This window comes from Aurantimonas endophytica (assembly GCF_014196845.1).
Classification (GTDB): domain Bacteria; phylum Pseudomonadota; class Alphaproteobacteria; order Rhizobiales; family Rhizobiaceae; genus Aurantimonas; species Aurantimonas endophytica.
The window spans coordinates 36225-57126 of the sequence record NZ_JACIEM010000004.1 but is presented as its reverse complement, the minus strand read 5'-3'; the positions used below and the strand labels follow the sequence as shown (position 1 = coordinate 57126).

The following is a 20902-nucleotide window of genomic DNA, read 5'->3' as shown; positions in this document are numbered from 1 at the left end:
CCGCAGGAATACGAGGTCTCAGGCGAGGAAGCCGGTATCGAGATCGATGCCGAGCTTGGAGAGCCGGATCACCGCCTGGGTGCGGCTGTCGACGCCGAGCTTGAGCAGGACCGCCGAAACATGTGCCTTGATCGTCGCCTCGGATATTCCGAGCTCGTAGGCGATCTGCTTGTTGAGGAGGCCCCGGCCGAGCATGGTCAGGACCCTTGTCTGCTGCGGGGTGAGCGTGCGGATCCGCTGGATCAGCTGGGTCACTTCCGGATCGCGCTCGGCGTCGAGCGGCACGTCCGGCGGCAGCCAGACGTCGCCGGCGAGGAGGGTCTGGATCGCCCGGCGGATCTCGTCGAAGCCGGTGGATTTGGGGATGAAGCCCGAGGCGCCGAGGTCCAGCGCCCGGGCGACGATCGGCGCATCCTCGCTGCCGGAAACGATGGCGATCGGGACCGATGGGTGCTCGGCGCGCAGCAAGGCGAGGCCGGAAAGCCCGCTGGTGCCGGGCATGGCGAGATCGAGCAGCAGCAGATCGGCTTCGGGATTGTCGGCCAGCGCCCGGGCGGTCTCGTCGAAATCGGCGGCCTCGATGATCGTACCCGGCTCGGGCAGCGAGGCCAGGATCTCGCGAAGCGCCCCGCGGAACAGCGGATGATCGTCCGCCACGATGAAGACATGGCCCATGTCACGCCCCTCCCCTGCCGTGGTCAGCCCCGTCGCCAGCATGTCATCGCCGTTCCTCCCCTTGAACGACCCTTCAATACACTATGCGGCCGCGGATCAAGCTTGTGCTTCCGTCGAGGCAAGCAGGCTGCCGGCAAAATGCAGCACGATCTCGCGGCTGTGGGGTCGCGCGCGGTGCTCGACGAGATAGACACCCTGCCAGGTGCCGAGCACCATCCGGCCGTCCATGACCGGAATGGCGAGGCTCGTGGCGGTCAGCGCCGCCTTGATGTGCGCCGGCATGTCGTCCGGGCCCTCGATCGTGTGGACGTAGCCGGCGTCCTCGGGAGCCAGCCGGTCGAGCGCCAGGAGAAGATCATGCCGGACGTCGGGATCGGCATTTTCCTGGATGATCAGCGACGCCGAGGTGTGGCGGACGAACAGCGTGACGAGCCCGTCCTTCGCACCGGCACTGCGAAGCTGCTCGGCGACGCGGCGGCTGATGTCCAGCATCGCGCGGCCGGGCGTCGCGATCGTCAGGATCTCGATATGCTGCTGCATCGCCGCTCCTTCGCGGGGCCGGGAGCGTGCCGACGGCACGCTTTTCGCCCTACTCCCGCGTGCCCTTCGTCCTAGCTTGTCGTTTGCAAAAGGGGAATCGGCAATGGCCAAAGCGCAACTGACAATCGATCCGGCAGCGTTCGATCCGGAACTCACGGATCCTGAACTCACCGCGCTGAACCAGCGGATCATTGCCGAGCACAAGAAGCGGCCGGACACATGGTCGGTGCCGGTCGAAAAGACCCGCGAAATGCGCAAGGCCGGGTTCGGCACCTTCGTCATGGGTCCGAAGGATGCGGCGGCGGAGACTCTGGTTCATTACGGCTCGGCGGGGCGCCGGATCGACATCCGTGTCCTGCGCCCCTCGGACGGGCAGACGCGCGGCACGTTCCTGCATTTCCACGCCGGCGGCTGGGTGTTCGGCGGCGCCGAGGAATCCGACCCGCGGCTCCGCCAACTGGCCGACACGACAGGACTTACCGTCGCCTCGGTCGAGTACCGGCTGGCCCCGGAGCATCCGTTCCCCGCCGCCCCCGATGACTGCACCGACGTCGCCGTGGCGCTCGCCAACGGCCATCTCGACCTGCCGCGCGGCTGGCTGGCGATCGGCGGCGAGTCGGCCGGCGCGCATCTCGCCGTACTGACGCTCATCCGGCTGCGCGACACATATTCGATGATGCCCTACAAGGCCGCCAATCTCGTCGCCGGCTGCTACGATCTTTCGCTGACGCCGAGCGTGCGCCGCTTCGGGACGGAGCGGCTGGTGCTGAACACCGAGGACGTGAAGGAATTCGTCCTGCGCTTCGTGCCCGACCATATCTCGCTCAAAGACCCGGCGGTGTCGCCGCTTTATGCCGACCTCGCGGGCCTGCCGCCGGCGCTGTTCAGCTGCGGCACCGGCGATCTCCTGATCGACGACACGCTGTTCATGGCGTCGCGCTGGGTGGCCTGCGGCAACGAGGCGGAGTTGTCGCTGACCAATGGCGGGGCGCATGTCTTCGAGTCGTTCCCCTGCGAGGCGGGGCGCCAGTCGCTGGCGAAGATGGAGGAGTTCCTGCGGCGGAAGATGGCGTCCCCGATCTGAGCCGCGGTCAGGTACGGTCCGGCGGCGTCGCCTCTTCCGGCTCGGGGCGTGTCACGTCGCGCTCCAGATCCCGCACGATGTCGGCGAAGCCACTGAACAGCTTCTTCATCTGCTCGACGGCGTAGTCGGCGTCGTCCCGGTCGACCAGCGCCCGCCCTCTCGCTTCCAGCGCCTCGACCCGTCTCTCCAGCGCATCCAGCCGCGTCGTCTCCTGGCCGCCGCTGCCGGAGCCGCGCGGTGTATCATCGCAGGCGATCGTCCCGGCCTCGGACCGGCAGAAGGCGATCGCACCGGTCTGCGTGTCGAGGCGGGCAATCCCTCCGTCGACCGGCTGCATCTGGTATCGGCCGGCAGCCAGTCCGTCCTGCGCCGAGGCGGCAGTGCCGAGCAGGGCGATGCCTGCGACCGTGAGAGACATCAGGCGGATCATCGCGCGCTTCCTTATCCCTGGCCCGGTGCGGGCAGTTGGAACCTGCGAGTCCTAGGCGCCCGCCGTGACCGTCTCAAGGCGCCGGCCGATTGACGTTTCGGGCCGCCTCTGGCAACCCACCGCCATGGACGAGCCCATCTACAAGATCGTTCCGCTGCCTCTGTGGCAGGCGGCCGAGGCCAGTGGCCGCTTCGACGGCGCCCCGGTGGACGCGGCCGACGGCTTCATCCATTTCTCGACCGGCGCGCAGGTGCGCGAGACCGCCGCACGGCACTTCGCCGGCCAGCGCGACCTCGTGCTCGTGGCCGTGGATCCGCAGCGTCTGGGCGATGCGCTCCGCTGGGAGCCGTCCCGCGGCGGGGCTTTGTTTCCGCATCTCTACGGGCCCCTGATGCTCGACGCGGTCCTGTGGCGCGAGGAACTGCCGCTCGCACCGGACGGGCACCACCAGTTTCCCGGCACGGTGCAATGAAGCGCCTCTACCAGCTGGCGCGGCCGGCGATCTTCCGGCTCGACCCGGAGCGGGCGCACGGGCTGTCGCTGGCGGCGCTGAAGCGCGGGCTGGTGCCGAGGGTCAACGTTCCCGTCGACGACCGGCTGCGCGTCAAGGTGGCCGGCATCGCCTTTCCCAATCCGCTGGGCCTCGCCGCGGGCTACGACAAGAACGCCGAAGTGCCGGATGCCGCCCTCAGGCTCGGCTTCGGCTTCGCGGAAGTCGGGACGCTGACGCCGCAGCCCCAGGAGGGCAATCCCAAGCCGCGCATCTTCCGGCTGGAGAAGCAGCACGCCGTGATCAACCGGCTCGGCTTCAACAACGAAGGTCATGCCGACGCGGCCGAGCGCCTGGAGGCGCGCGCCCGAAAGCTTGGCATCATCGGCGTCAATGTCGGGGCCAACAAGGATTCCGACGACCGGGTCGCCGACTATGTCGAAGGGGTGAACCGCTTCGAGGCGCTGGCGAGCTATTTGACCATCAACATCTCCTCGCCCAACACGCCGGGCCTGCGCGCCTTCCAGAGCGGCTCGGAGCTCGACAGGCTGCTGGTTGCGGTGATCGCGGCGCGGGACGGCTACGCGGCGCTTTCGGCCACGGCGCGCAAGCCGCTCTTCGTCAAGGTGGCGCCCGATCTCGCGCCGGGTCAGGTCGAAGAGATCGCTGCGGCGGTGATAAAGCGCAAGGTCGACGGGCTGATCGTCTCGAACACGACGCTGTCCCGGCCGGACCTTGGCGCCGACCCGCATTTGCACGAGGCGGGGGGACTGTCGGGGCGCCCCCTGATGGCGCTCTCTACCTATGTTCTGGCGCAGTTCCGCAAGGCCCTCGGCGCGGACTTCCCGCTGATCGGCGTCGGCGGCGTCGACAGCGCTGCCACTGCCGTTCGCAAGATCGAGGCAGGCGCCGATCTGGTGCAGCTCTACACCGGCCTCGTCTATGGCGGACCTGAACTTCCGGCCCGTATTCTTACCGGCATGCTGCGGCATCTGGAGCGCACCGGAACGAGCCACATCGCGGATATCAGGGATACACGGGTGGACGAAATCCTTGCATCGCCGCCGCCCGGCGCAGGCTGAACCATGCGTGGGTAAAGCCCCTGTTCAGGCGGCCCAGACTCCAGCCAGCTTTGGCGCAGGCATAAAGCTGGCGGGCGGGCGCGATACCGGCGGAGGATCGCAGACGCCCTCTTCCAGATACCGCATGATGCGCAGGACGTCGCTGCGCACGAAAGGCTTCGGCAGGATGCCATGGCCGCCGGCAAAGTCCTCCGGCACCTTGCGCGGATTGCCGGTAATGAACACGACGAACGCATCAGGCCAAGTCTGGCGGATGTAGGTGCAGGCGTCGAGGCCACTGGAGCCCTCGGCAAGATGCACGTCCACGAAGGCGATGTCGGGCTGCACATCCACGGGAAGAGCCTGCAGCAGGCGCAGGCAGCTAGCTTCGCCGCCAACCTCGTGGCCGGCGTCCTCGATCATGGCCTCTATGTCCATCGCGAGGAGCGCTTCGTCCTCGACGATCAGGAACTTCAGGGGCGGGGTACGCATCAGTCTGATCCTTGGTTGCCGGTCACGAAGCCACCGGAAAGCGGATCGAGACATGCGTGCCGGACGCTGCCCCTTTCCATTTTGTTTCCGCCCCGATCTGCCGGGACAGCCGCGCAACGAGGGAGCGGCCGACGGAGCCGTCGAACGCGTTGTCCGCGTCGAACCCCGGGCCATCGTCGCGCAGGTCGATCAGTGCATGGCCGTCGATCTGGCGCACGCCGAGGGAGAGTTCGCCGCCCCTGCCGTCGCCATAGGCATGCTTGACCGCATTGGTGATCAGCTCGTTCAGGATCAGCCCCACGGGCGCCGCCTGGTCGGCGGCGATCTGAACCGGCTCGCAATCGCTCTTGAGCACAATGTCAGGGCGACCGCTCGCGCCAATCACGTCCTCGGCGAGGCTCTCGGCAAACGCACCGATGTCGAAACGCGTGATGTCGCCATTCTGGTAGAGCCGGCGGTGGACGGCGGCGAGCGCGTCCACCCGCTCCAGCATGGTCTCGAGGGTCTGGCGGAATTGCGCATCCGGCAATGAGCGCGACTGCAGGCGCAGCAGCGAGCCGATCATCGTCAGGTTGTTCTTGACGCGGTGGTCGACCTCGTGGAGCAGCAGCGTCTTGGCTTCCAGTGCCGCCTGCAGATCCAGGGTGCGCGCGTGGACTTCGGCCTCGACGATTTCCTTCTGGCGCGCCAGAGCCTTCTCGGTCTCCACCCGGTGCGTCATGTCGAGTTGCGAGGCGAAGAAGAACTGGACGTCGCCATCGTCTCCGCGGACCGGACTGACGTAAAGGGAATTCCAGAAGGCGGTCCCGTCCTTGCGGTAGTTCAGGAGATCGACATTGATCGACCGCTCGGCGGCGATCGCCTGCCGGACCTCGTCGATGGCGGACTTGTCGGTCTCTGCGCCCTGAAGAAAGCGACAGTTGCGACCGATGATCTCGTGGCGGTCATAGCCCGTCAGGTCCTGGAATGCCTGGTTGGCGAAGACGATCGGATTATCGTCCCGCCGCGGGTCGGTGATGATCATCGACATACGCGTGCCGCGAATGGCGGCCGCGAAGGGATCTCCACGTCCAAGTTCATGACCGATGATCTCGGTCAAATGCCAATCGTCACGCTGTTTCATGCCTCTGGGACCGCTGGAGTGAGCCGGGATGATCCGGACGGAATTCTTCGAGCTGCGCTTCGTTTATCGCCGTCGACTAACGTGAAGGCTTGAGATTCTGTTCCCAAGAGCTCTGTAGCTGGCCGGATGCAGGTCGGTGGTCGCAACGATCTGGCTGAAGCAGCGGGAGGCACCTCAGCGCGGGTCGCTCGGCACCGATGCGAAGCTCTGGGCGCGCCGCCGCGGCAACAGCGCCAGCAGGCTGAAGCCGCGCAAGCCGAGAAAGAGCAGCATCGCCAGCCAGAGCCCGTGATTGCCGTACAGGCCGGTGAAGCCGTAGGCGGCAAGGGCGAAGATCGCGACGGATACCAGCATCATGTCGCGCATCGTGCGCGACCACGTCGCACCGATGAAGACACCGTCCATGATGAAGGCGAGTGCGCCGGCCAGCGGGGTTAGCGCCGCCCAGGCGAGATAGGTCCCGGCCGCTTCGCGCACCGCCGCGTCGGTGGTGAGGAAGGCGACGAGCGCCTCCCCCGTCACGAAGAAGAGCGCGGACAGCAGCAGCGACAGGCCGAGGCCCCAGCCGATCGTCAGGCGCACGGCCTGGTCGAAAGCCGGGCGATAGCGGGCGCCGACCGAGCGGCCGACGAGCTGCTCGGCCGCGGTCGCCATGCCGTCGAGGAAGTAGCCGCCCACCAGAAAGAGGTTCATCAGGATGCCGTTGGCCGCAAGAACCACGGCGCCAAGCTGCGCCCCAATCCGGGTGAACAGCACGAAAGCCCCGAGCAGGCAGAAGGAGCGGATCATGATGTCGCGATTGACCGCGACCATCCGCAGGAAGCCGTGCCGGTCCATGATCGCCTGCCGCGATGGCTGTTCCCGCCGGTCGAAGCCCCGGATGAGGATCCACAGCCCGACGAGCGCTCCCAACGCCTCGCCGCACACGGTTCCAAGGGCGACCCCGGCAATGCCCCCTTCGAGCACCAGGCCGAACAGGATGGAGAGGACGATGTTGGTGCCGTTGACGACGATCTGGAGCCCGAGCCCGAGGCCGCCCCGGCCCCGCCCCAGCACATGGCCGAGAATGGCGTAGTTGACGAGGGCGAAGGGGGCCGAGAACATCCGCACGAAGACGTAGGTCCGCACCGTCTCGGCGACGCCCTCGCCGGGCGAGATGGCGAGCAGGCCGAGCGCCGTGATTAGCGGCTCAGCCAGCACCAGTACCAGGCCGATGACGACGGCGAGCGCGATGGCGCGCCAGAACACCGCCTGGACCTCCCGTCCGTCCTCGGCACCGACCGCCTGGGCGGTGAGTCCGGTCGTGCCCGTGCGCAAGAAGTTGCAGGTCGAAAAGGCGAAGTCGAAGACCAGCGCGCCGACCGCCAGGCCGCCAAGGGCCTCGGCGTCGCCGATCCGTCCGACTACCGCCGTGTCGGTGAGGCCGAGGAGCGGCGTCGTCAGGAAGGCCAGCGTCATCGGCAGGGTGATCCGCCAGACGTCGCGATGGCCGACCGTGAACGGGCGCACGCGCAGCGCGGCACTATCCGGCGCCGCCGCTATTGCCATGGGTTCTGGATGGTCCGCCTCGCGCCGCATGGATTCTCGGTGCCATCACGGCTTCGGCCGTGCAAGCTAAAGCTGCGAAGCCGGCTGCCGCGTCCTATCTTGGCGATGCATGAGCGTTCCGATCATCCATCACCCCGCCTTCGACGCGAAATTCGACCCCGGCCACCGCTTTCCCATGTCGAAATTCAGCCGGCTGGCGGAGATCCTCGTCGAGGACGGGATCGTTGCCGCCGGCGGGTTCCATGTCCCGGCGCCCGCGTCGCCCGAGTGGCTGCGGCTGGCCCACGATCCGCTCTATGTCGACCAGGTGCTCAGCCAGACCGTGCCGGCGGCGATCGAGAAGGCGATCGGCTTCGTGGTGGACGAGAAGGTCGCCCGGCGCTCGCGCTGCGCGACGGGGGGCACGGTGCTGACCGCCCGCCTGGCACTCGCCGGGGGCCTCGCCTGCAACACCGCCGGCGGCAGCCACCACGCCGGGCACGAGGGCGGCGCGGGCTTCTCGGTGTTCAACGACGTCGCCGTCGCCGCGGCCGGGCTGCTCGACGAGGGCGATATTGGCCGCATCCTGGTCGTCGACTGCGACGTTCATCAGGGCGACGGCACGGCGCGGATCTTCGAGCGCGAGCCGCGCGTGTTCACGCTGTCGCTGCACGGGGCGAAGAACTATCCGGCGGTGAAGGCGCAGTCGGACTGGGACGTGGCGCTCCCCGACGGCACCGGCGACGCGGCCTATCTGGCGGCGCTATGGGCGGCGCTGCACACCGCCTTCGAAGCCGCCCGTCCGGACCTGGTCTTCTACAATGCCGGGGTCGACCCGCATGAAGACGACCGGCTGGGACGCCTTTCGCTCACCGACCAGGGCCTCGCCGAGCGCGACCGCACCGTCATAGGCTTCTTCCGCGACCGCGCGGTGCCAGTGGCCGCCGTCATCGGCGGCGGCTACTCGCGCGACATCGACGCCCTCGCGCGACGGCATACGATCGTGCACCGGGTGGCGGGGGAGTTTATTTGACGATCGTCAGTTGCCCTAACGTGATATAGATAATATTATGGTCTTGGATTTGAGATAATTACTTGCCATCGAACGCCTGAAGCGCCGAACCCGCAGAACGGAAACGTTGCGATGGATGCTCAGTCTTCAGCTCAATCTATTTCGCCGGACCCGAGGGCTACCGGAAAGGATGGCGCATCTTCGCCGGCGTCCCCACGCGATTTCAAGATCTCGGATATCGTCGTCGGCGAAATAGACAGTTCAGGGCGCCTCATCAAAGAGGTTTTCGCCAAATTTTCGGATTTCGCGATCTACTCGGCCGACAACCGGATACAAGTGCAATTCTCCGACGACGCGGCGCTGGCTAGGCAGCAGAATGAGAAGATCGGCGCGCTGCAACCCTATCGGGAAAAGCTGGAGTACTTCGCCGAGGAGCAGGGGAGCCCGGCCGCCAAGTACCATCGGCAGATAGCCGTCGCGCTGCGCCTTGGCCTCCTAGATCAGACGACGCTGGCGATTTCCGTTCTCGAGGACGCCATTCAGAAGGCGGTCGAGGAACGGGCGCGCAACAGCCGCATCTCGTTCATTCCGGCCGCCACGCTGATGGCCCTGCCGGTCGCCGGCGTCCTTCTCGCGCTGACGACAGTGGGCAACGATCGGGACGTGACGTTCGCCATGGCAGGCGGCGCTCTCGGCGCGTATCTATCGATGGCCATCGGCATACGAACGCGTGCTCTCTCCCCGGAAGTCTCTTCCATCCCGAACTACGTCGACAGCGGGCTTCGTGTCGCCATCGGCATTCTCTCCGCGGGCGCACTGCTGCTCCTCCTGACGTCAGGGCTGGTCAGCCTGGCCGCCATCACGGGCATCGAGCCCACCGCCCCGGATGTGCCGCTGGACTGGCGGCTGGCGATGATCCTGGGATTTGCCGCGGGCTTCCTGGAAAGGCTGCTGCCCGATCTCCTGAGCAAGAATTTTCCCGCTGACGATCTGCAGCCTCAGCCGAGCGACCTCAAGGCGCAAATCGCGACGGCCGTCGCGGCAACGGAACTGAAGAAGAAGCAGGCTGACGCTCGCAACACCGCAGCGAACGACCAGGGCGGCCAGATCCTACAACCGGGCTGATCCGATCAGGACAATACGGTTCGTCTTGGCATGCGCCCTCATGCCCGGCGGAGATGGTCGTCGGGCGGGTACCGGCGCCCTTGCCTCAGCGGCGGCCCATGCTGAACAGCCGCGAAATGATGAACAGCGGAATGACGATCGCTGCCCCGAGCAGGAAGTAGTCGAAGGCCCGGTCGAGCGAACCGAAGACGCTGTTCCACAGCCAGTCGAACATGTCGACGAACCAGTCGACCACGTCCCACGGGCTGAAGGAGAACCACGAGAGGATCAGCCCCACAGCAATGGACAGCAGAACCAGGCGGATCGCGACGCCGAGCGGCGATCCCCCCAGGAAATTGTTGACCCGTTCCGACATGATCCGCCTCTCGCGCTGCGCGTCCCCTGGCGGGCAGGTAGGCGGGCGGGCGTCGCGGCGCAAGAAGCCGGCCTATTCGGGCAGCATCGCCTGCAGGGTTTCCAGCCGGTCGGCCTCGAAGGCCGGCTTGTCCCACCGCAGCCGCGAAACCCGCGGAAAGCGCATGGCGACGCCGGATTTGTGGCGGGTGGAGCGGGCCAGTCCCTCGAACGCTACCTCGATGACCAGCCCGTGGTCCGGCTCGGCGCGCACCGAGCGGACCGGGCCGAAACGCTCCACCGTGTTGTCGCGGACATATTTGTCGAGCTGCTTCAACTCCTCGTCGGTGAAGCCGAAATAGGCCTTGCCGACCGGCACCAGTTCCAGATCGTCCTCCGGCCCGGTCCAGACGCCGAACGTGTAGTCGGAATAGTAGCTCGAGCGCTTGCCGTGCCCGCGCTGGGCGTACATCAGCACGGCGTCGACGAGGCGGGGATCCTTCTTCCACTTGAACCACGGCCCCTTTGGCCGGCCGGGGACATAGGTCGAATCCCAGCGCTTCAGCATCAGCCCCTCGATCACCGGATGCGGCGGCTCGGCGCGCAGGGGGGCGAGGTCGTCGAACTGCTGGAACGGCACCAGCGGCGAAAGGTCGAAGCGCGACGGGTCGAGGCCGACGAGGAAGCGCTCCAGCCGCTTGCGTCGTTCGGCGAAGGCAAGGCCGCGCAGGTCCTCGCTGCCGTCCTGCAGCAGATCGTAGGCACGCAGGAAGACCGGATAGCGCTTCAGCACTGCGGCGGAGACGGCCTTGCGGTTCAGCCGCTGCTGCAGGTCGGAGAACGTGCCGACGACGATGTCGTCGCGCGGCGCGCCGGGATGGGCAGCGACCTGCGGCCTGCCCGACTTGGCGTCGGCCGGCCGGGCGACGAGCAGCTCACCGTCCAGCGCGCCATCATAGGTCATGAAGTCGACGAGGTCCGGGAAGGCGCCGGAAATGTCGTCGCCGGTGCGCGAATAGAGCCGCCGCACGCCGCGCTCGGCGGTCGCCTGGACGCGGATGCCGTCCCACTTCCATTCGGCGGCGTAGGCGTCCGGCTCGATCCTGGTGTAGTCCGGCGCTTCCAGCGCGTGCGACAGCATGACCGGGCGAAACGGCGAGGCCGCCGCCGATTCCGGCCTCTCCGCGCGCCCTTCCAGCCAGGCGAAGAGCGGCTCGTAGGGCGGCTCGAGCCCGTGCCAGAGCTCCTCGATGGCGGCGACGTCCTGGCCGCCGAAATCCGCCAGCGCCTGCTTGGCGAGGCGGGCCGACACGCCGATGCGCATGGCGCCGGTGACCAGCTTCAGGAGGGCGTAGCGCCCGGAGGAATCCAGCCGGTCGAGCCACGCGGCGACCAAAAGCGGGCCCTGCTGGCGGGTCGCTTCGCCGAGCGCACCGACCACCTCCGACAGGGTCGGTGGCTCGACAGCCGCGCGGACCCCGTCATGCGGCGCGGGCCAGACCAGCGCGATCGTCTCGGCGAGATCACCGACATAGTCGTAGGAATAGCCGAACAGCACCTCGTCCATGCGCTCGGCGATCAACCCGCGCAGCATCGCCGGCTTGACGCTCGATATGTCGAGCCCGCCGGTGATCGCCGCCAGCGCGTATCCGCGCTCGGGATCCGGCACAGCCGCGAAGAAATCCCGCAGCAGCCGCAGCTTGCCGTTGCGCGCAGGCGTCAGCACCAGTCGGTCGAGAAGTTCGGCGAAACGCTGCATGTCCAACCGCTAGCAGTGAGATCGCCCGCACAGATAGCGCGGCGCGGCTTGCGGTCACCGGTCGGCTCTACCCGGTCGCGGCTGCGGGCAGGACGCGGGTGCCGCGAATGCCCCGGTGGCGCAGATGGTGGCGGGCGGTGAACAGCGTATCGGCGTCCATGCCCGGCTCGCGCAGCAGCCATTCCAGATAGGCGTCCGGCACACGCGCTAGATCGACGCCCTTGTAGCGGCCGAAGCGGAACCGTGCGAGCAGCGCCGGCTCGCGCGACACCCTCTCGGCCCGCTCGAGGAAATCGGCGACGTCGGCACAGCGCGGCAGCAGCTTCGCGGTGATGACGCTAAGCAGAACCGCGGTGCAGGCGGCGTCATAGAGCGCGCGATGCGGATGCTCGCCCGCCAGGAGAGGTGCCACCGGGGCAAGACCGAGCGGGACATATTTGACGAGGCTCTGGAGCCCGTGTGCCGGCAGCGCGGGAAAGGCCCGCAGGGCCAGCTTGTGGGTGCACAGCCAGCGGCCTGTCAGGCGAAGCCGCGAGCGGTCGAACTCGGCCCGCTGCGCGGCATAGATCGGCGCCCCGGCGAAAGGCTTCAGCGCCTCGGCGAAGGGCGGCGCGCCGATCAGCATCGCGTCGGTGATCCGGTGGACCTTCCGGGCATGTGGATTGATCACCGCGCCGCCGGGATCGCAGAAGCTGCGCATCGGGTTGAAGATCGCGCGGGTGGCAAGATCGATATCCACCGAACCGATCTCGATCACCGCATCCTCGGACAGCTTCTGGCCAGCCGTCTCGGTATCGATGACCCGGACGACCGGCAGCAGCGGTTCGTCGAACAGCGAGAGTGTCGTCGGGGCGGGCGGGAACAGGTCGGACATCGACTGCGAAGATCGGGCTTGTGGCGCTGCGGTGCAAGTCGCTCGTCGTCGCAGGGAGCCGGCGGGACCAGCAGAAACTGGCGAAGACCGGCGGAGGCCGGCGGGACTGGCAGAGACCGGCGGAGAATATTCGATGCCCTCTCCGTCTCGGCCCCCTGTCGCTAGCCCGACCGCAACACCCGCAGTCTCGCCGGCCCATTGCCGCTTGAACCCGGCGCCGATTGCGGCTATCAGAGCCCGGTTCGCGGGCGAGAGCCATGCGCGGGCCGCTTTAGCTCAGGTGGTAGAGCACATCATTCGTAATGATGGGGTCGCAGGTTCGAGTCCTGCAAGCGGCACCAAAACCCGCATTGTGATCAATCAATTATAGTTAGCCACAGCTGACACCGTAAACGGGAAGCCCCGTGGGGTTCTCTGGGGGTTCTCTGTCGGTTCTTCGGTTATTGCGGGTTAAATCCCCCGAGTGTCGTTCTGCCATGCATCATCTGCGGTAAGTGGCGGCATTCGGAAAGAGCGATATGCATCAAGCATCGTCCGGGGGGAAAAAGGCCAAACGGGGCGGAGTGTTCGAGGACACGCTCTAAAGGCAACTTCACGTATCGACGGTTCGAATCCCTTCCTCTCCGCCACCTAAGCATCCAATGCCGCGTCTACCTCAGCTTGACGGTCCGCACCTGTCCGGCATGCCGTCAGGATCAAGGCGGCCACGATCGCAAGTCCGGTCTGTCTCTTGTCAATTATCGCCAAGGCAGTGCGGGAATGGATCGTCGCCGTCGGCGCCAGGACGGCGCTCATCGAGCCCGGCAGCCCCTAGGAGAACGGTTACTGCGAGAGATTCAACACCCGGCTGCGGGACGAACTCCTGAATGGAGAGATCTTCTACTCGCTCGTCGAGGCGACGGTCGTGATCGAAAGCTGGCGCCGCCATTACAGCGCCGTTCGTCCGCACTCGTCGCCGGGTTATCGCCCGCCGGCGCCCAAGGTCGTGCAATGGCCGGCTTCGCCATCCGGATCGGCATCACCGGCCACGCCAGCCTTGGCGCAAAGGCCTGTCATGCCCTAACATTTGCCCGGACCACCCGGTGGGGCCGACCAGCACATCAGAGGGCTCCCCTACGGCGTCTCTGTTTTGGGCTCCGCGACAGAGGATCATCCGGCGAATTGAACGCGCAATGAATGCAGATTTGCAGGACAACAAAAACGCAGCATGACCGAAGGGGCTGGCCGGGAGGCTGGCCTTTTTGGCGTACGAGTAATCCCCGGAGTTCTCCCCTAACGGGCGAATGCAAGCGTGGAAAAGGGGCAGGACTTCACAGGAATCACCAAATGCCGCAGGGTTTTCTTGAAGGAGATCGCTGTTGGAAACTGCGCTTTGGACTTTCGCCGTTTCGGGGGCCTCGGCTCTCGCATTTCTCGCCTACAAACACCCGGTATCCTACGTCAAGTTTGGATGGCGTCTCGCGGGACTGTTATGGGTTCTGGGAGCGATCACGCTGATCTGGAAGGAGGGCGTGAAATTGGGCACCAACATGATGATCGAGGAATTCCAACTGGACACGGAACGGGCCGCGCAGGTTTTGGAACCTCTCTTGGAATCGTCGGGCAATCTCAGCACGGTGATCGGTGCAGTTGCGCTCTACCTGATGCTGCTGACGTTCCTCCCCCTGGTGATCGACTTGGACGAACCCAAGCGGCGGGAGTGAAACCTCTAGAGATCAGCCAAGACTTTCGCAGGACGCTGAAAACTTGAACTTATGCAAACTGGCTGGCTTTTTTGGTTCTAAGAGAGTGCGATTTTCGCAAGGCGCTGCGCCCTATTTTGGTTCTGATCCCTAGCGAGGGAATCACCTTATAGTAGACCCGAACGAGGAGCCGCATAGAAATGGAAACTGCGCTTTGGACTTTCACGCTTTCTGCGGCTTCGGCTCTGGCATTCCTCGCCTACAAGCACCCGGTGTCCTACGAGCGTTTCGGATGGCGGCTGGGTATCCTCTCTGTGCTGCTGAACTTCCTCATGCTGGCGTGGAGAGAAGGCCGAGACTCCCTCACACTGGCGCTAATTGAGGAGTTTCAACTGCACCCCGAACGGGTTGCCGCGTTTGTGGAGCCCAGCAGAGACCTCTTGAACATCGTGATGATTGTCGTGGGTTTGGCGGGCTTGTACGCGATGATGCTGATGGCGTTGCCGTGGGTGATCGACCTAGACGAACCCAAGAAGCGATATGATTGATCAGTTCAGATTAGGGGATAGACAACGCCCACACATCTTTCCCGCCATGATCTGGGGTGATGAAGCCGAAGCCCTTATCGGCGTTGAAGAATTTAACCGTACCTGTTGCCATAGACCCTGTCGCAAGTGATCGTGGACGATATTGTCCAAACCGAGGGGACGGCACTTCGAATATTGGCAATCGTCCGCGATGCATTTGCTGTGTGCCACGGAAGCAGACCCGTGAGGCGATGCCTTATAGCGAATAGGAGAAGGTTCGACATTAGGGCGTCTCCCTCCGCCATCAACTCACAGTCGAACGTCCTCTGATGCGCGAGGGCTGTGAGTACAGGCCCTGATCCACAGGCTCTGGCTCGAAACCTATTGACTGCGCGTTGGCCGTAAGAGCCTTCCAGGCTCTCTCTCCTCCGAATATTCTCCGAGACTCTGTACCGAGCCCGAAAAGTATGGAACCGGAAACACCTGCATCTTCCGCGCTTTAGCGCCTGCCCGACCCTCGCCGAGTTCGAAAATCGATCGGACGGCGAACTCTCCCCACGTCCAACCTCGCTTGACGGCATCGTTGGGTCGGTCCGTTGCGATATCTTCGCTGGTTACGGCAGCAGTGCGCCCATTTCAGACATTCACGGAGTTTGGGCGGGTGCCTCAAAGCAGACGTTCGGGCCACCGGTCGGTCTTAAGATCGCTGATGTTGGCGGGGTGCGAGGCCCTCTACTGCTCGCCGCTACCGACGGCATGATTGTCCACCTGACCGGCGAGGTCGGGCGGCGCCCATTGCCCGTCGGTGGCTCCCCGCTTCCCTTGCCGTTTGGTCGTTTGCGGCTCTGCCCTTCGAGATACTCGACAAATTTTGTCTTGATCATCCAGGTGCCGATCTTTGGCTTCGGCCAGACCCGTTAACCCGCAGCCATTAAGACCTACGCAGCCAAGCCGAGTTTTCTCAGGCAGCGACAGCCTTGTCGTCCTCAAACGCATAGAAGTGAGGATCCGCAACGGCGTCGCCGGCGAAATTGCGACTGATCTCCACGGTAATCAAACTGTCGCCAGCAAAGGCTGGGCTCAGTTCAAGCGTCAGATATTCGAACAGCGCACGCTCGTGCACCGCGATCAACACTTGCTTGCCGAGCCCCTTCGAAAACGTTCGCAATAGAGCGGCAAACTGGGCGATGTGAACGTCATCCATCGACTGCACGGGGTCGTCGAGCACCAACCATGGCAGCTGCGACGGTACCGACAGGTTAAGCGCAAGGAACAGGGTCAGAGCCGCGGTGTTCAAATTGCCTTGGCTGAGCATGGCGCCGGGCGGACCGGAGGACTGCCCTGACCTATGAAACGTCTCCAGCACAGCCTCCACCTTGCCATCCCCCCGATCGGGAAGCCGGAATTGCGGAACGAACTGCTCGTTCGGAGCAAGCCGGACGAACAGGTCGCGCCAGACCTTATTGAGCGACCCGCTGAAAACGTCGCGGACGATCCCCGAACGGACATGGGTTGCCGCGGTCGCGATGGTCTTCGCCCGCTCCCGCACCTCGCCAATCGACGAAAAGGCCCCCTTCATCGTCGCAACGCGCCTTTCCAGCTCTGTGGCCCGCGCCACACGGTCTGACAGCAACTGTGCCTCGCGGGCATACTGGTCGAGTTCGGTCTCGACCGAGACGCGCGACGAAAGCGTCCCGTGGACGGCTTTGAGACGGCCCGAAAGCGCTCCGGTAGCCGCCTCGAGGGCCTCTCGCAGGCTCGAAAAGTTCGTCGTCGGCAGGCCGGTTGCCTGTTCCACCGAATCATTGATTTCGGGAAGCAGGGAAGCCGACTGCAGCCCTGCCCGTCTCGTGGCGGCGAGGCTCCGGCGAGCACCGTCGAGGCGCACGAAGAGGCTCTGCCCGTCAGCGGCATCCCCCTGCAGCGGTTCAAGCCTCGACCTGATCGACGCGATCGCAGACTGGCGCCGGCGCAGATCGACGAGCGCCTCGGGCTGCAGCACTAGCCGCTCGGCTGTCGCTTCATCCCGCCGCGCCATCGTCAACCGCTCGCTCTCCGATGCTCGCTCCGTCGAGAGCGCCTGCAGGCGCCCGGCCTCCGACGTGAGGTTCGCTATCGTGGCCGCAATGTGTGCGGTCAGGGAGCCATTATCGAGCTCCGCGTAGTCGCGATTGCAGACCGGACACATGTTCCCTTCGACATGCGGTGCGATGCCCGCAAGGGCAGCGGCGAGGGTTCGGGCATCCTTGGCGCCCACTTCCAGCGCCTGGTTGATCTCACCAATACGCGTCGTAGCCCTCTGGATTGTCGTTCTCGCCGCCGTCAGCTGCTGGCTCGCCGTGCCGTGCTGGTCCAGCAACCGCTGGCAGCGATCCACCTCGACAACGCACCATTTCAGAGCATCCCTGACCTGATCCTCGACGCTGCCGCCATCGAGTGGCGAAAGCTCGGAATAAAACTCTCTGAGGACGTCCAGCGCCTGAGTGATCTGTGCTCCAGGGCCGTTCAGCCACGTCTCGTACTCGGACCCGATGGTGGCAGCATCCCGCTCCAGCGCCGCGATTTTGGCGTCGGGGCTTCCTGCCGAAGTCTGCTCGAGACGGCTCAACAACGAGCTTACCTCCGAGCCCTGCTGGGTGACGCTGGCGAGTTCGGCCTGGTCCCTGTCCCGGTCTCCAACCCGGGCCCGCAGTGCGGCGACATCGAAACCGGCAACGACCGGCACTGCTGTGGGGTCCAGAACGGCCAGCAGCTCGTTGAGACGGGAGATGCGCTGGGTGGTCGCCTGCAGGGCGGTCTCGACGCTCGACCGTTCACGCTCGAGTTGCTGGTCGAGCAGATCACGAGCCTCTTCGAGCTGCTTGTAAACCGGAGCAAGCTTCCGTATCCGGGTGACGTTGAATGCATGGTCGAGGCCGTCCACCAAGGCGTCGAGCGCATCAAGGCGTAGCAACTCCTTCACGAACTCCGTCAGGCGCGAGCTGGTGTTCTTCTTTTGGTCGTAGATGTCCAGCAGGCGACCCAGCACTGCCTGCGGCAGGTAGCACCGCTCAGCAAAGAAACTGGCATCGGCCGCATTGAGCGCCGGCGTCGCGTCGAACGAACTCGGAGTGAACGTGAGCCGGCCAGCCCCGGTCGAACGACCATTCACCCCTTCGACGGCGAGCTGGATCGAACCACCCTCCGTGTCGATATGGGTGAGGAAGTCGTGGTACTTTGACTGGTCTTCGAGATGGGCGATGGAGCCGGTAAGGCCAAGTTCGATGGCCGACATGACGCTCGTCTTACCCATGCCGTTGGTGCCATGAACCAGCACCACCTGCGCATCGAGCGGAATGACCACCGATCCGCGCATGGAACGGAAATTCTGGATCGAGAGCGACTTCAAACGCGGGTTCATGACTGCGCCGCTCCGTCCTCGAGCACCTTGTCGGCGAGTGTCGAGATTTCGAGGGCGAGCTCCGCCTCCACCGCCTCCTTGCCCTCTTCCGCCAGATGCACGAACCGGGCGACAGCCGGTTCGTCATCGGTGTGTTCAAGCTGCTTTTCGAGGTTGGCCTTCCAGTCGGCCAGGTGCTCGACCGGCGGCGGGCTTTTCAGCGGCAGCAGCACGGCCAGCCAGTCCCGCACTATTTCTCCCGCCATCGGCCCGGTCGGTGCGCCGACCGGCAACACGCGGCAGACGCGACTGATCGAGTTTACAAGGTCGTTGTCCGCCTGACCCGAGGTCAGCACGGCGGTCACCGATCGCTTCGAGCCCAGCACATCGAGCGCACGGGTGAAGGCGAGGACCGACCGCGTAACCTGTGTGTCTTCGGACGCGCCGGTGAGTTCGATCACGATGACCAGGTCGTTGGCCTTTTCGCCGGCCACCAGCATATGGGTGAAATCGAAAGCCTGCGAACCGATCCTGATCGGTTTACCGAGCGGCAGGTAGCCGCCCTCCTTCGTCAGGATTTCAAAAACCGTTTCCGCTGTCGTCATAGCCCGACCTCAGAGTTGAACCTGCCCTGAACCTCGTCAAACGATGCCGAGCCCTCAAGCAGGTCGCTGACGCTAACATAGCGCGGCGGCACCTTGCGTGTCCGCCAGGACTTGGAAGGGCTGCGCTGCTGCCGGGGCGTGACCTTGCGCGAGCAGATGACGATGACGTCGTCGTCCACCTCGTCGAACGCTCCAGACGCGACGAGCTGGTTGATGTTCTCGTCATTGGCGGCGAGAAACACGCGGGCCTGGGCTTTCGGAGCGACAAGTCGCAGCGCCCCGCTCGTTGGCTGCTCCGGATCGTCGACCGCAATCGACCACTGGTTGGCGACAAGGCCCTGGCCGATCAGCCCCAGTGCGGCAGCGGCTTCCGGCCTGCCGGAGAACCCTACTGCTGGGTCTTGCTGCATCAGATGCGCCGGTTGCACACTCAGCGGCATGTAGGGGCGGCGGCCGGCGCTACCCGGCCCCCCGAGAAACTGCTCGGTGACCCGGCCCATCAACGCGGCAATGGTCCGGGCGCACTCGTATCGGTTGGCGTTCCCGGCCTGCGCCGCGGCACGTTCGAGCGCTTCCAGACCCTTGACGAGGCTCTGCTTGCCCGCAGCACCAATGGCTGGCGACGTCAGCAGGCTAGCGAGTGCGGCAAGCTTGCCAAACATCGTTCTTAGCAGCAGCGCCAGCAACAGTGGTTTTCCGAAGGCGGGCAAGGTGGCATCTGTCCGGATCTGGTCTCGGTTGGCCTCATAGTCGCCCTGGTACGCACCCTCGAGGATAGATTTCTGTCCCTCGGAGAGCTCCTGGGCCGCAAACACGATCGGTGCCGGGACGGAATTCCAGACCCAACCATTCGCGCCGAACAGCTGCTGGATGTTGGTGTCCTGCCCGGAGAGGCCGATCATCAGCGTTCTTGAACGAGCAATCAGTGCCCTGAGCTGCTCCCGCATCTGTGTGAAGCGCTGGTTCTGCGCCCAATGCGTGATGGCTGCTTCCCTCGCTACGAGCAGCGGCCGGTACTCGGCTTCGTTCGCTATTGCGCGGTTCGCGCAGCCATGGAACTTGTACAACGTCCCGATCCCCAGCGGTCCGTGCAGGTCGCCCCCGGTGACGGCGACGCGGAATGTCTCGTTCGGCCGACCGAGTTCAACCATTGCCGCTTCCAGCAGGCCGTCCCAGTTGGCCGTTGCAAGATCTGATACCACGCCTTCAAGAACCAGCATGGCGATCGCCAGGTGCTCGGCGTCGGCCTTCTGCGCGGCAAATGTTGTAGCGAACTCGAGAACGTCCCACAGTAGGTAGTCGAAGGGCCGGCCCTGAACCTCGGTGCCCAGCACTTTCGAGTACTTGTTCCAGAGCCGGTCGATGAGTGCATCGTGGATCGGCCATGACGCAACCGGCTGCGCGAGGTCGAGCTGCGCTCTCTCGGCAGCAGACAGGTCGGCAAGACCGAGGATACTTTCGAACGCGCGATGGTGCTCACAGTCGGCGCCGGTGATGCGGAGACGCAGGTTCTCGAGCAGCTTGGACAGCACACCGTCCAGCCCGGCCACGCGGTCCCGCGAAATGCCAGATCCCAACCAGAAGGCGTACTGCCCGGCCTGGAAGCCCACAGAAAAATTCTTCTGCGGACCGTCGAGCAAGTCGAGCGTTTCCGCGATCTTAATAGTTGACGCTGTTGGCAAGGTGGCTCCTCCACACCACGCCTAGCGTGACCGAGTGACTGTTTCCACCACTATTTTGAGAATATTCGGGTCGCGAACCACGCTTCGCGGTTCGTCAATGCAACGAGTATAGCGCCAGCTATTGTGCTTGGTACGCTTCACAGTGGAAATAGACGATTGGAGGTCGTTGTATGTCTGTGTCTCGGGTTAATGGCATTGAATGCCTTCTAGAAAGCCCGACTTAAGCAGTTCCGGGCTCGGGCTCTCATCGGCGATATGTCCGCTTTTCGTTGGAAGTCCCACATACGGATAATCCGCTTGCGGCCCGATACGTCGATTAGAAGCGGTTCAGCCGCCGTCGGCTACCGACGTTTGGCTGCTTCAGGGGCGGCGAGTCTGGACGGATCCCGCTTTTGCGATCTTGATCGGCGCACTGGCACGGAATGCTGAAGACGGTGCTGCGGCCACGAAAGCGTCGGTCCCCGGCAATCACCGACTTCCCCCGTGACGCCGCTCTCTGATG

At 64.9% G+C, this 20902-nt stretch carries 19 protein-coding genes, 1 tRNA gene and 2 pseudogenes; 9 read left to right on the top strand and 13 right to left on the bottom strand.

Annotated elements, in window-relative coordinates:
* Positions 1 to 18: 18 nt before the first annotated feature.
* The gene (locus GGR03_RS14710; RefSeq protein ID WP_246368046.1) at positions 19 to 717 is read right to left on the bottom strand and encodes a response regulator transcription factor; all 699 of its coding nucleotides are present in this window, start codon (positions 715 to 717) and stop codon (positions 19 to 21) included.
* A 54-nt stretch (positions 718 to 771) separates the two neighbouring features.
* A complete protein-coding gene (locus tag GGR03_RS14705) occupies positions 772 to 1215 on the bottom strand; it encodes a secondary thiamine-phosphate synthase enzyme YjbQ (RefSeq protein ID WP_183209372.1) in 444 nt (147 codons plus the stop codon).
* A 103-nt stretch (positions 1216 to 1318) separates the two neighbouring features.
* Here GGR03_RS14705 and GGR03_RS14700 point away from each other — a divergent pair, with 103 nt between their 5' ends.
* On the top strand, positions 1319 to 2299 hold the full coding sequence (locus tag GGR03_RS14700) for an alpha/beta hydrolase (protein ID WP_183209371.1): 981 nt from the start codon (positions 1319 to 1321) through the stop codon (positions 2297 to 2299).
* 7 nt (positions 2300 to 2306) lie between these two features.
* Here the strand turns inward: GGR03_RS14700 and GGR03_RS14695 are convergent, their stop codons facing one another.
* Positions 2307 to 2729: a hypothetical protein gene (locus GGR03_RS14695; protein WP_183209370.1), complete on the bottom strand. Its 423-nt coding sequence runs from the start codon at positions 2727 to 2729 to the stop codon at positions 2307 to 2309.
* Positions 2730 to 2853: 124 nt separating this feature from the next.
* Here GGR03_RS14695 and GGR03_RS14690 point away from each other — a divergent pair, with 124 nt between their 5' ends.
* Both GGR03_RS14690 and GGR03_RS14685 read left to right on the top strand, forming a co-directional pair.
* Entirely contained in the window at positions 2854 to 3201 is a 348-nt protein-coding gene (locus tag GGR03_RS14690; RefSeq protein ID WP_183209368.1) for a DUF952 domain-containing protein, read from the top strand.
* Complete coding sequence (locus tag GGR03_RS14685) at positions 3198 to 4301, top strand: quinone-dependent dihydroorotate dehydrogenase (protein WP_183209366.1); 1104 nt, start codon at positions 3198 to 3200, stop codon at positions 4299 to 4301. Before GGR03_RS14690 ends, GGR03_RS14685 begins: the two co-directional genes overlap by 4 nt.
* Positions 4302 to 4325: 24 nt before the next feature.
* Here the strand turns inward: GGR03_RS14685 and GGR03_RS14680 are convergent, their stop codons facing one another.
* The 3 genes from GGR03_RS14680 to GGR03_RS14670 all read right to left on the bottom strand — a co-directional run bounded on the left by GGR03_RS14680 (position 4326) and on the right by GGR03_RS14670 (position 7443).
* Positions 4326 to 4772 (bottom strand): response regulator, encoded by a 447-nt coding sequence (locus GGR03_RS14680; RefSeq protein WP_183209363.1) that lies wholly within the window; start codon positions 4770 to 4772, stop codon positions 4326 to 4328.
* A gap of 22 nt (positions 4773 to 4794) precedes the next feature.
* On the bottom strand, positions 4795 to 5871 hold the full coding sequence (locus GGR03_RS14675; RefSeq protein ID WP_246368045.1) for a histidine kinase dimerization/phosphoacceptor domain -containing protein: 1077 nt from the start codon (positions 5869 to 5871) through the stop codon (positions 4795 to 4797).
* Between the two features lie 198 nt (positions 5872 to 6069).
* The gene (locus GGR03_RS14670; RefSeq protein WP_183210041.1) at positions 6070 to 7443 is read right to left on the bottom strand and encodes an MATE family efflux transporter; all 1374 of its coding nucleotides are present in this window, start codon (positions 7441 to 7443) and stop codon (positions 6070 to 6072) included.
* A 109-nt stretch (positions 7444 to 7552) separates the two neighbouring features.
* Here GGR03_RS14670 and GGR03_RS14665 point away from each other — a divergent pair, with 109 nt between their 5' ends.
* Both GGR03_RS14665 and GGR03_RS14660 read left to right on the top strand, forming a co-directional pair.
* Complete coding sequence (locus GGR03_RS14665; RefSeq protein ID WP_183209359.1) at positions 7553 to 8455, top strand: histone deacetylase family protein; 903 nt, start codon at positions 7553 to 7555, stop codon at positions 8453 to 8455.
* A gap of 111 nt (positions 8456 to 8566) precedes the next feature.
* The gene (locus GGR03_RS14660) at positions 8567 to 9559 is read left to right on the top strand and encodes a hypothetical protein (protein ID WP_183209357.1); all 993 of its coding nucleotides are present in this window, start codon (positions 8567 to 8569) and stop codon (positions 9557 to 9559) included.
* Positions 9560 to 9644: 85 nt separating this feature from the next.
* Here the strand turns inward: GGR03_RS14660 and GGR03_RS14655 are convergent, their stop codons facing one another.
* The 3 genes from GGR03_RS14655 to GGR03_RS14645 all read right to left on the bottom strand — a co-directional run bounded on the left by GGR03_RS14655 (position 9645) and on the right by GGR03_RS14645 (position 12525).
* Positions 9645 to 9914, bottom strand: coding sequence for a DUF6460 domain-containing protein (locus GGR03_RS14655; RefSeq protein ID WP_183209355.1), 270 nt, complete (start codon positions 9912 to 9914; stop codon positions 9645 to 9647).
* Positions 9915 to 9986: 72 nt separating this feature from the next.
* Positions 9987 to 11651, bottom strand: a complete 1665-nt coding sequence (locus GGR03_RS14650; protein WP_183209353.1) for a cisplatin damage response ATP-dependent DNA ligase — start codon at positions 11649 to 11651, stop codon at positions 9987 to 9989.
* A gap of 67 nt (positions 11652 to 11718) precedes the next feature.
* Positions 11719 to 12525 (bottom strand): exonuclease domain-containing protein, encoded by an 807-nt coding sequence (locus GGR03_RS14645; RefSeq protein WP_183209351.1) that lies wholly within the window; start codon positions 12523 to 12525, stop codon positions 11719 to 11721.
* 265 nt (positions 12526 to 12790) lie between these two features.
* On the opposite strand from GGR03_RS14645, the gene GGR03_RS14640 reads away from it, so the two are divergent.
* The 4 genes and pseudogenes from GGR03_RS14640 (at position 12791) to GGR03_RS14625 (ending at position 14755) form a co-directional block, all read left to right on the top strand.
* Positions 12791 to 12866: transfer RNA gene (locus tag GGR03_RS14640), tRNA-Thr, on the top strand.
* A 398-nt stretch (positions 12867 to 13264) separates the two neighbouring features.
* A pseudogene (locus GGR03_RS14635) lies at positions 13265 to 13588 on the top strand (integrase core domain-containing protein); the annotation flags it as partial.
* 295 nt (positions 13589 to 13883) lie between these two features.
* Positions 13884 to 14228 carry a hypothetical protein gene (locus GGR03_RS14630; RefSeq protein WP_183209349.1) on the top strand — a complete coding sequence of 115 codons (345 nt, stop codon included), beginning with the start codon at positions 13884 to 13886 and terminating at the stop codon, positions 14226 to 14228.
* A gap of 179 nt (positions 14229 to 14407) precedes the next feature.
* Positions 14408 to 14755: a hypothetical protein gene (locus tag GGR03_RS14625; RefSeq protein WP_183209347.1), complete on the top strand. Its 348-nt coding sequence runs from the start codon at positions 14408 to 14410 to the stop codon at positions 14753 to 14755.
* 28 nt (positions 14756 to 14783) lie between these two features.
* Here the strand turns inward: GGR03_RS14625 and GGR03_RS14620 are convergent.
* From GGR03_RS14620 to GGR03_RS14605, 4 genes and pseudogenes are all read right to left on the bottom strand, one after another.
* Positions 14784 to 14867 (bottom strand): annotated as a pseudogene (locus tag GGR03_RS14620) (cold-shock protein); the annotation flags it as partial.
* Between the two features lie 828 nt (positions 14868 to 15695).
* Positions 15696 to 18134, bottom strand: coding sequence for an AAA family ATPase (locus GGR03_RS14615; RefSeq protein ID WP_183209342.1), 2439 nt, complete (start codon positions 18132 to 18134; stop codon positions 15696 to 15698).
* A complete protein-coding gene (locus tag GGR03_RS14610; RefSeq protein ID WP_183209340.1) occupies positions 18131 to 18718 on the bottom strand; it encodes a hypothetical protein in 588 nt (195 codons plus the stop codon). The genes GGR03_RS14615 and GGR03_RS14610 overlap by 4 nt, the downstream gene beginning before the upstream one ends.
* On the bottom strand, positions 18715 to 20400 hold the full coding sequence (locus tag GGR03_RS14605; RefSeq protein ID WP_183209338.1) for an SIR2 family protein: 1686 nt from the start codon (positions 20398 to 20400) through the stop codon (positions 18715 to 18717). Before GGR03_RS14605 ends, GGR03_RS14610 begins: the two co-directional genes overlap by 4 nt.
* Between the last annotated feature and the right edge of the window lie 502 nt (positions 20401 to 20902).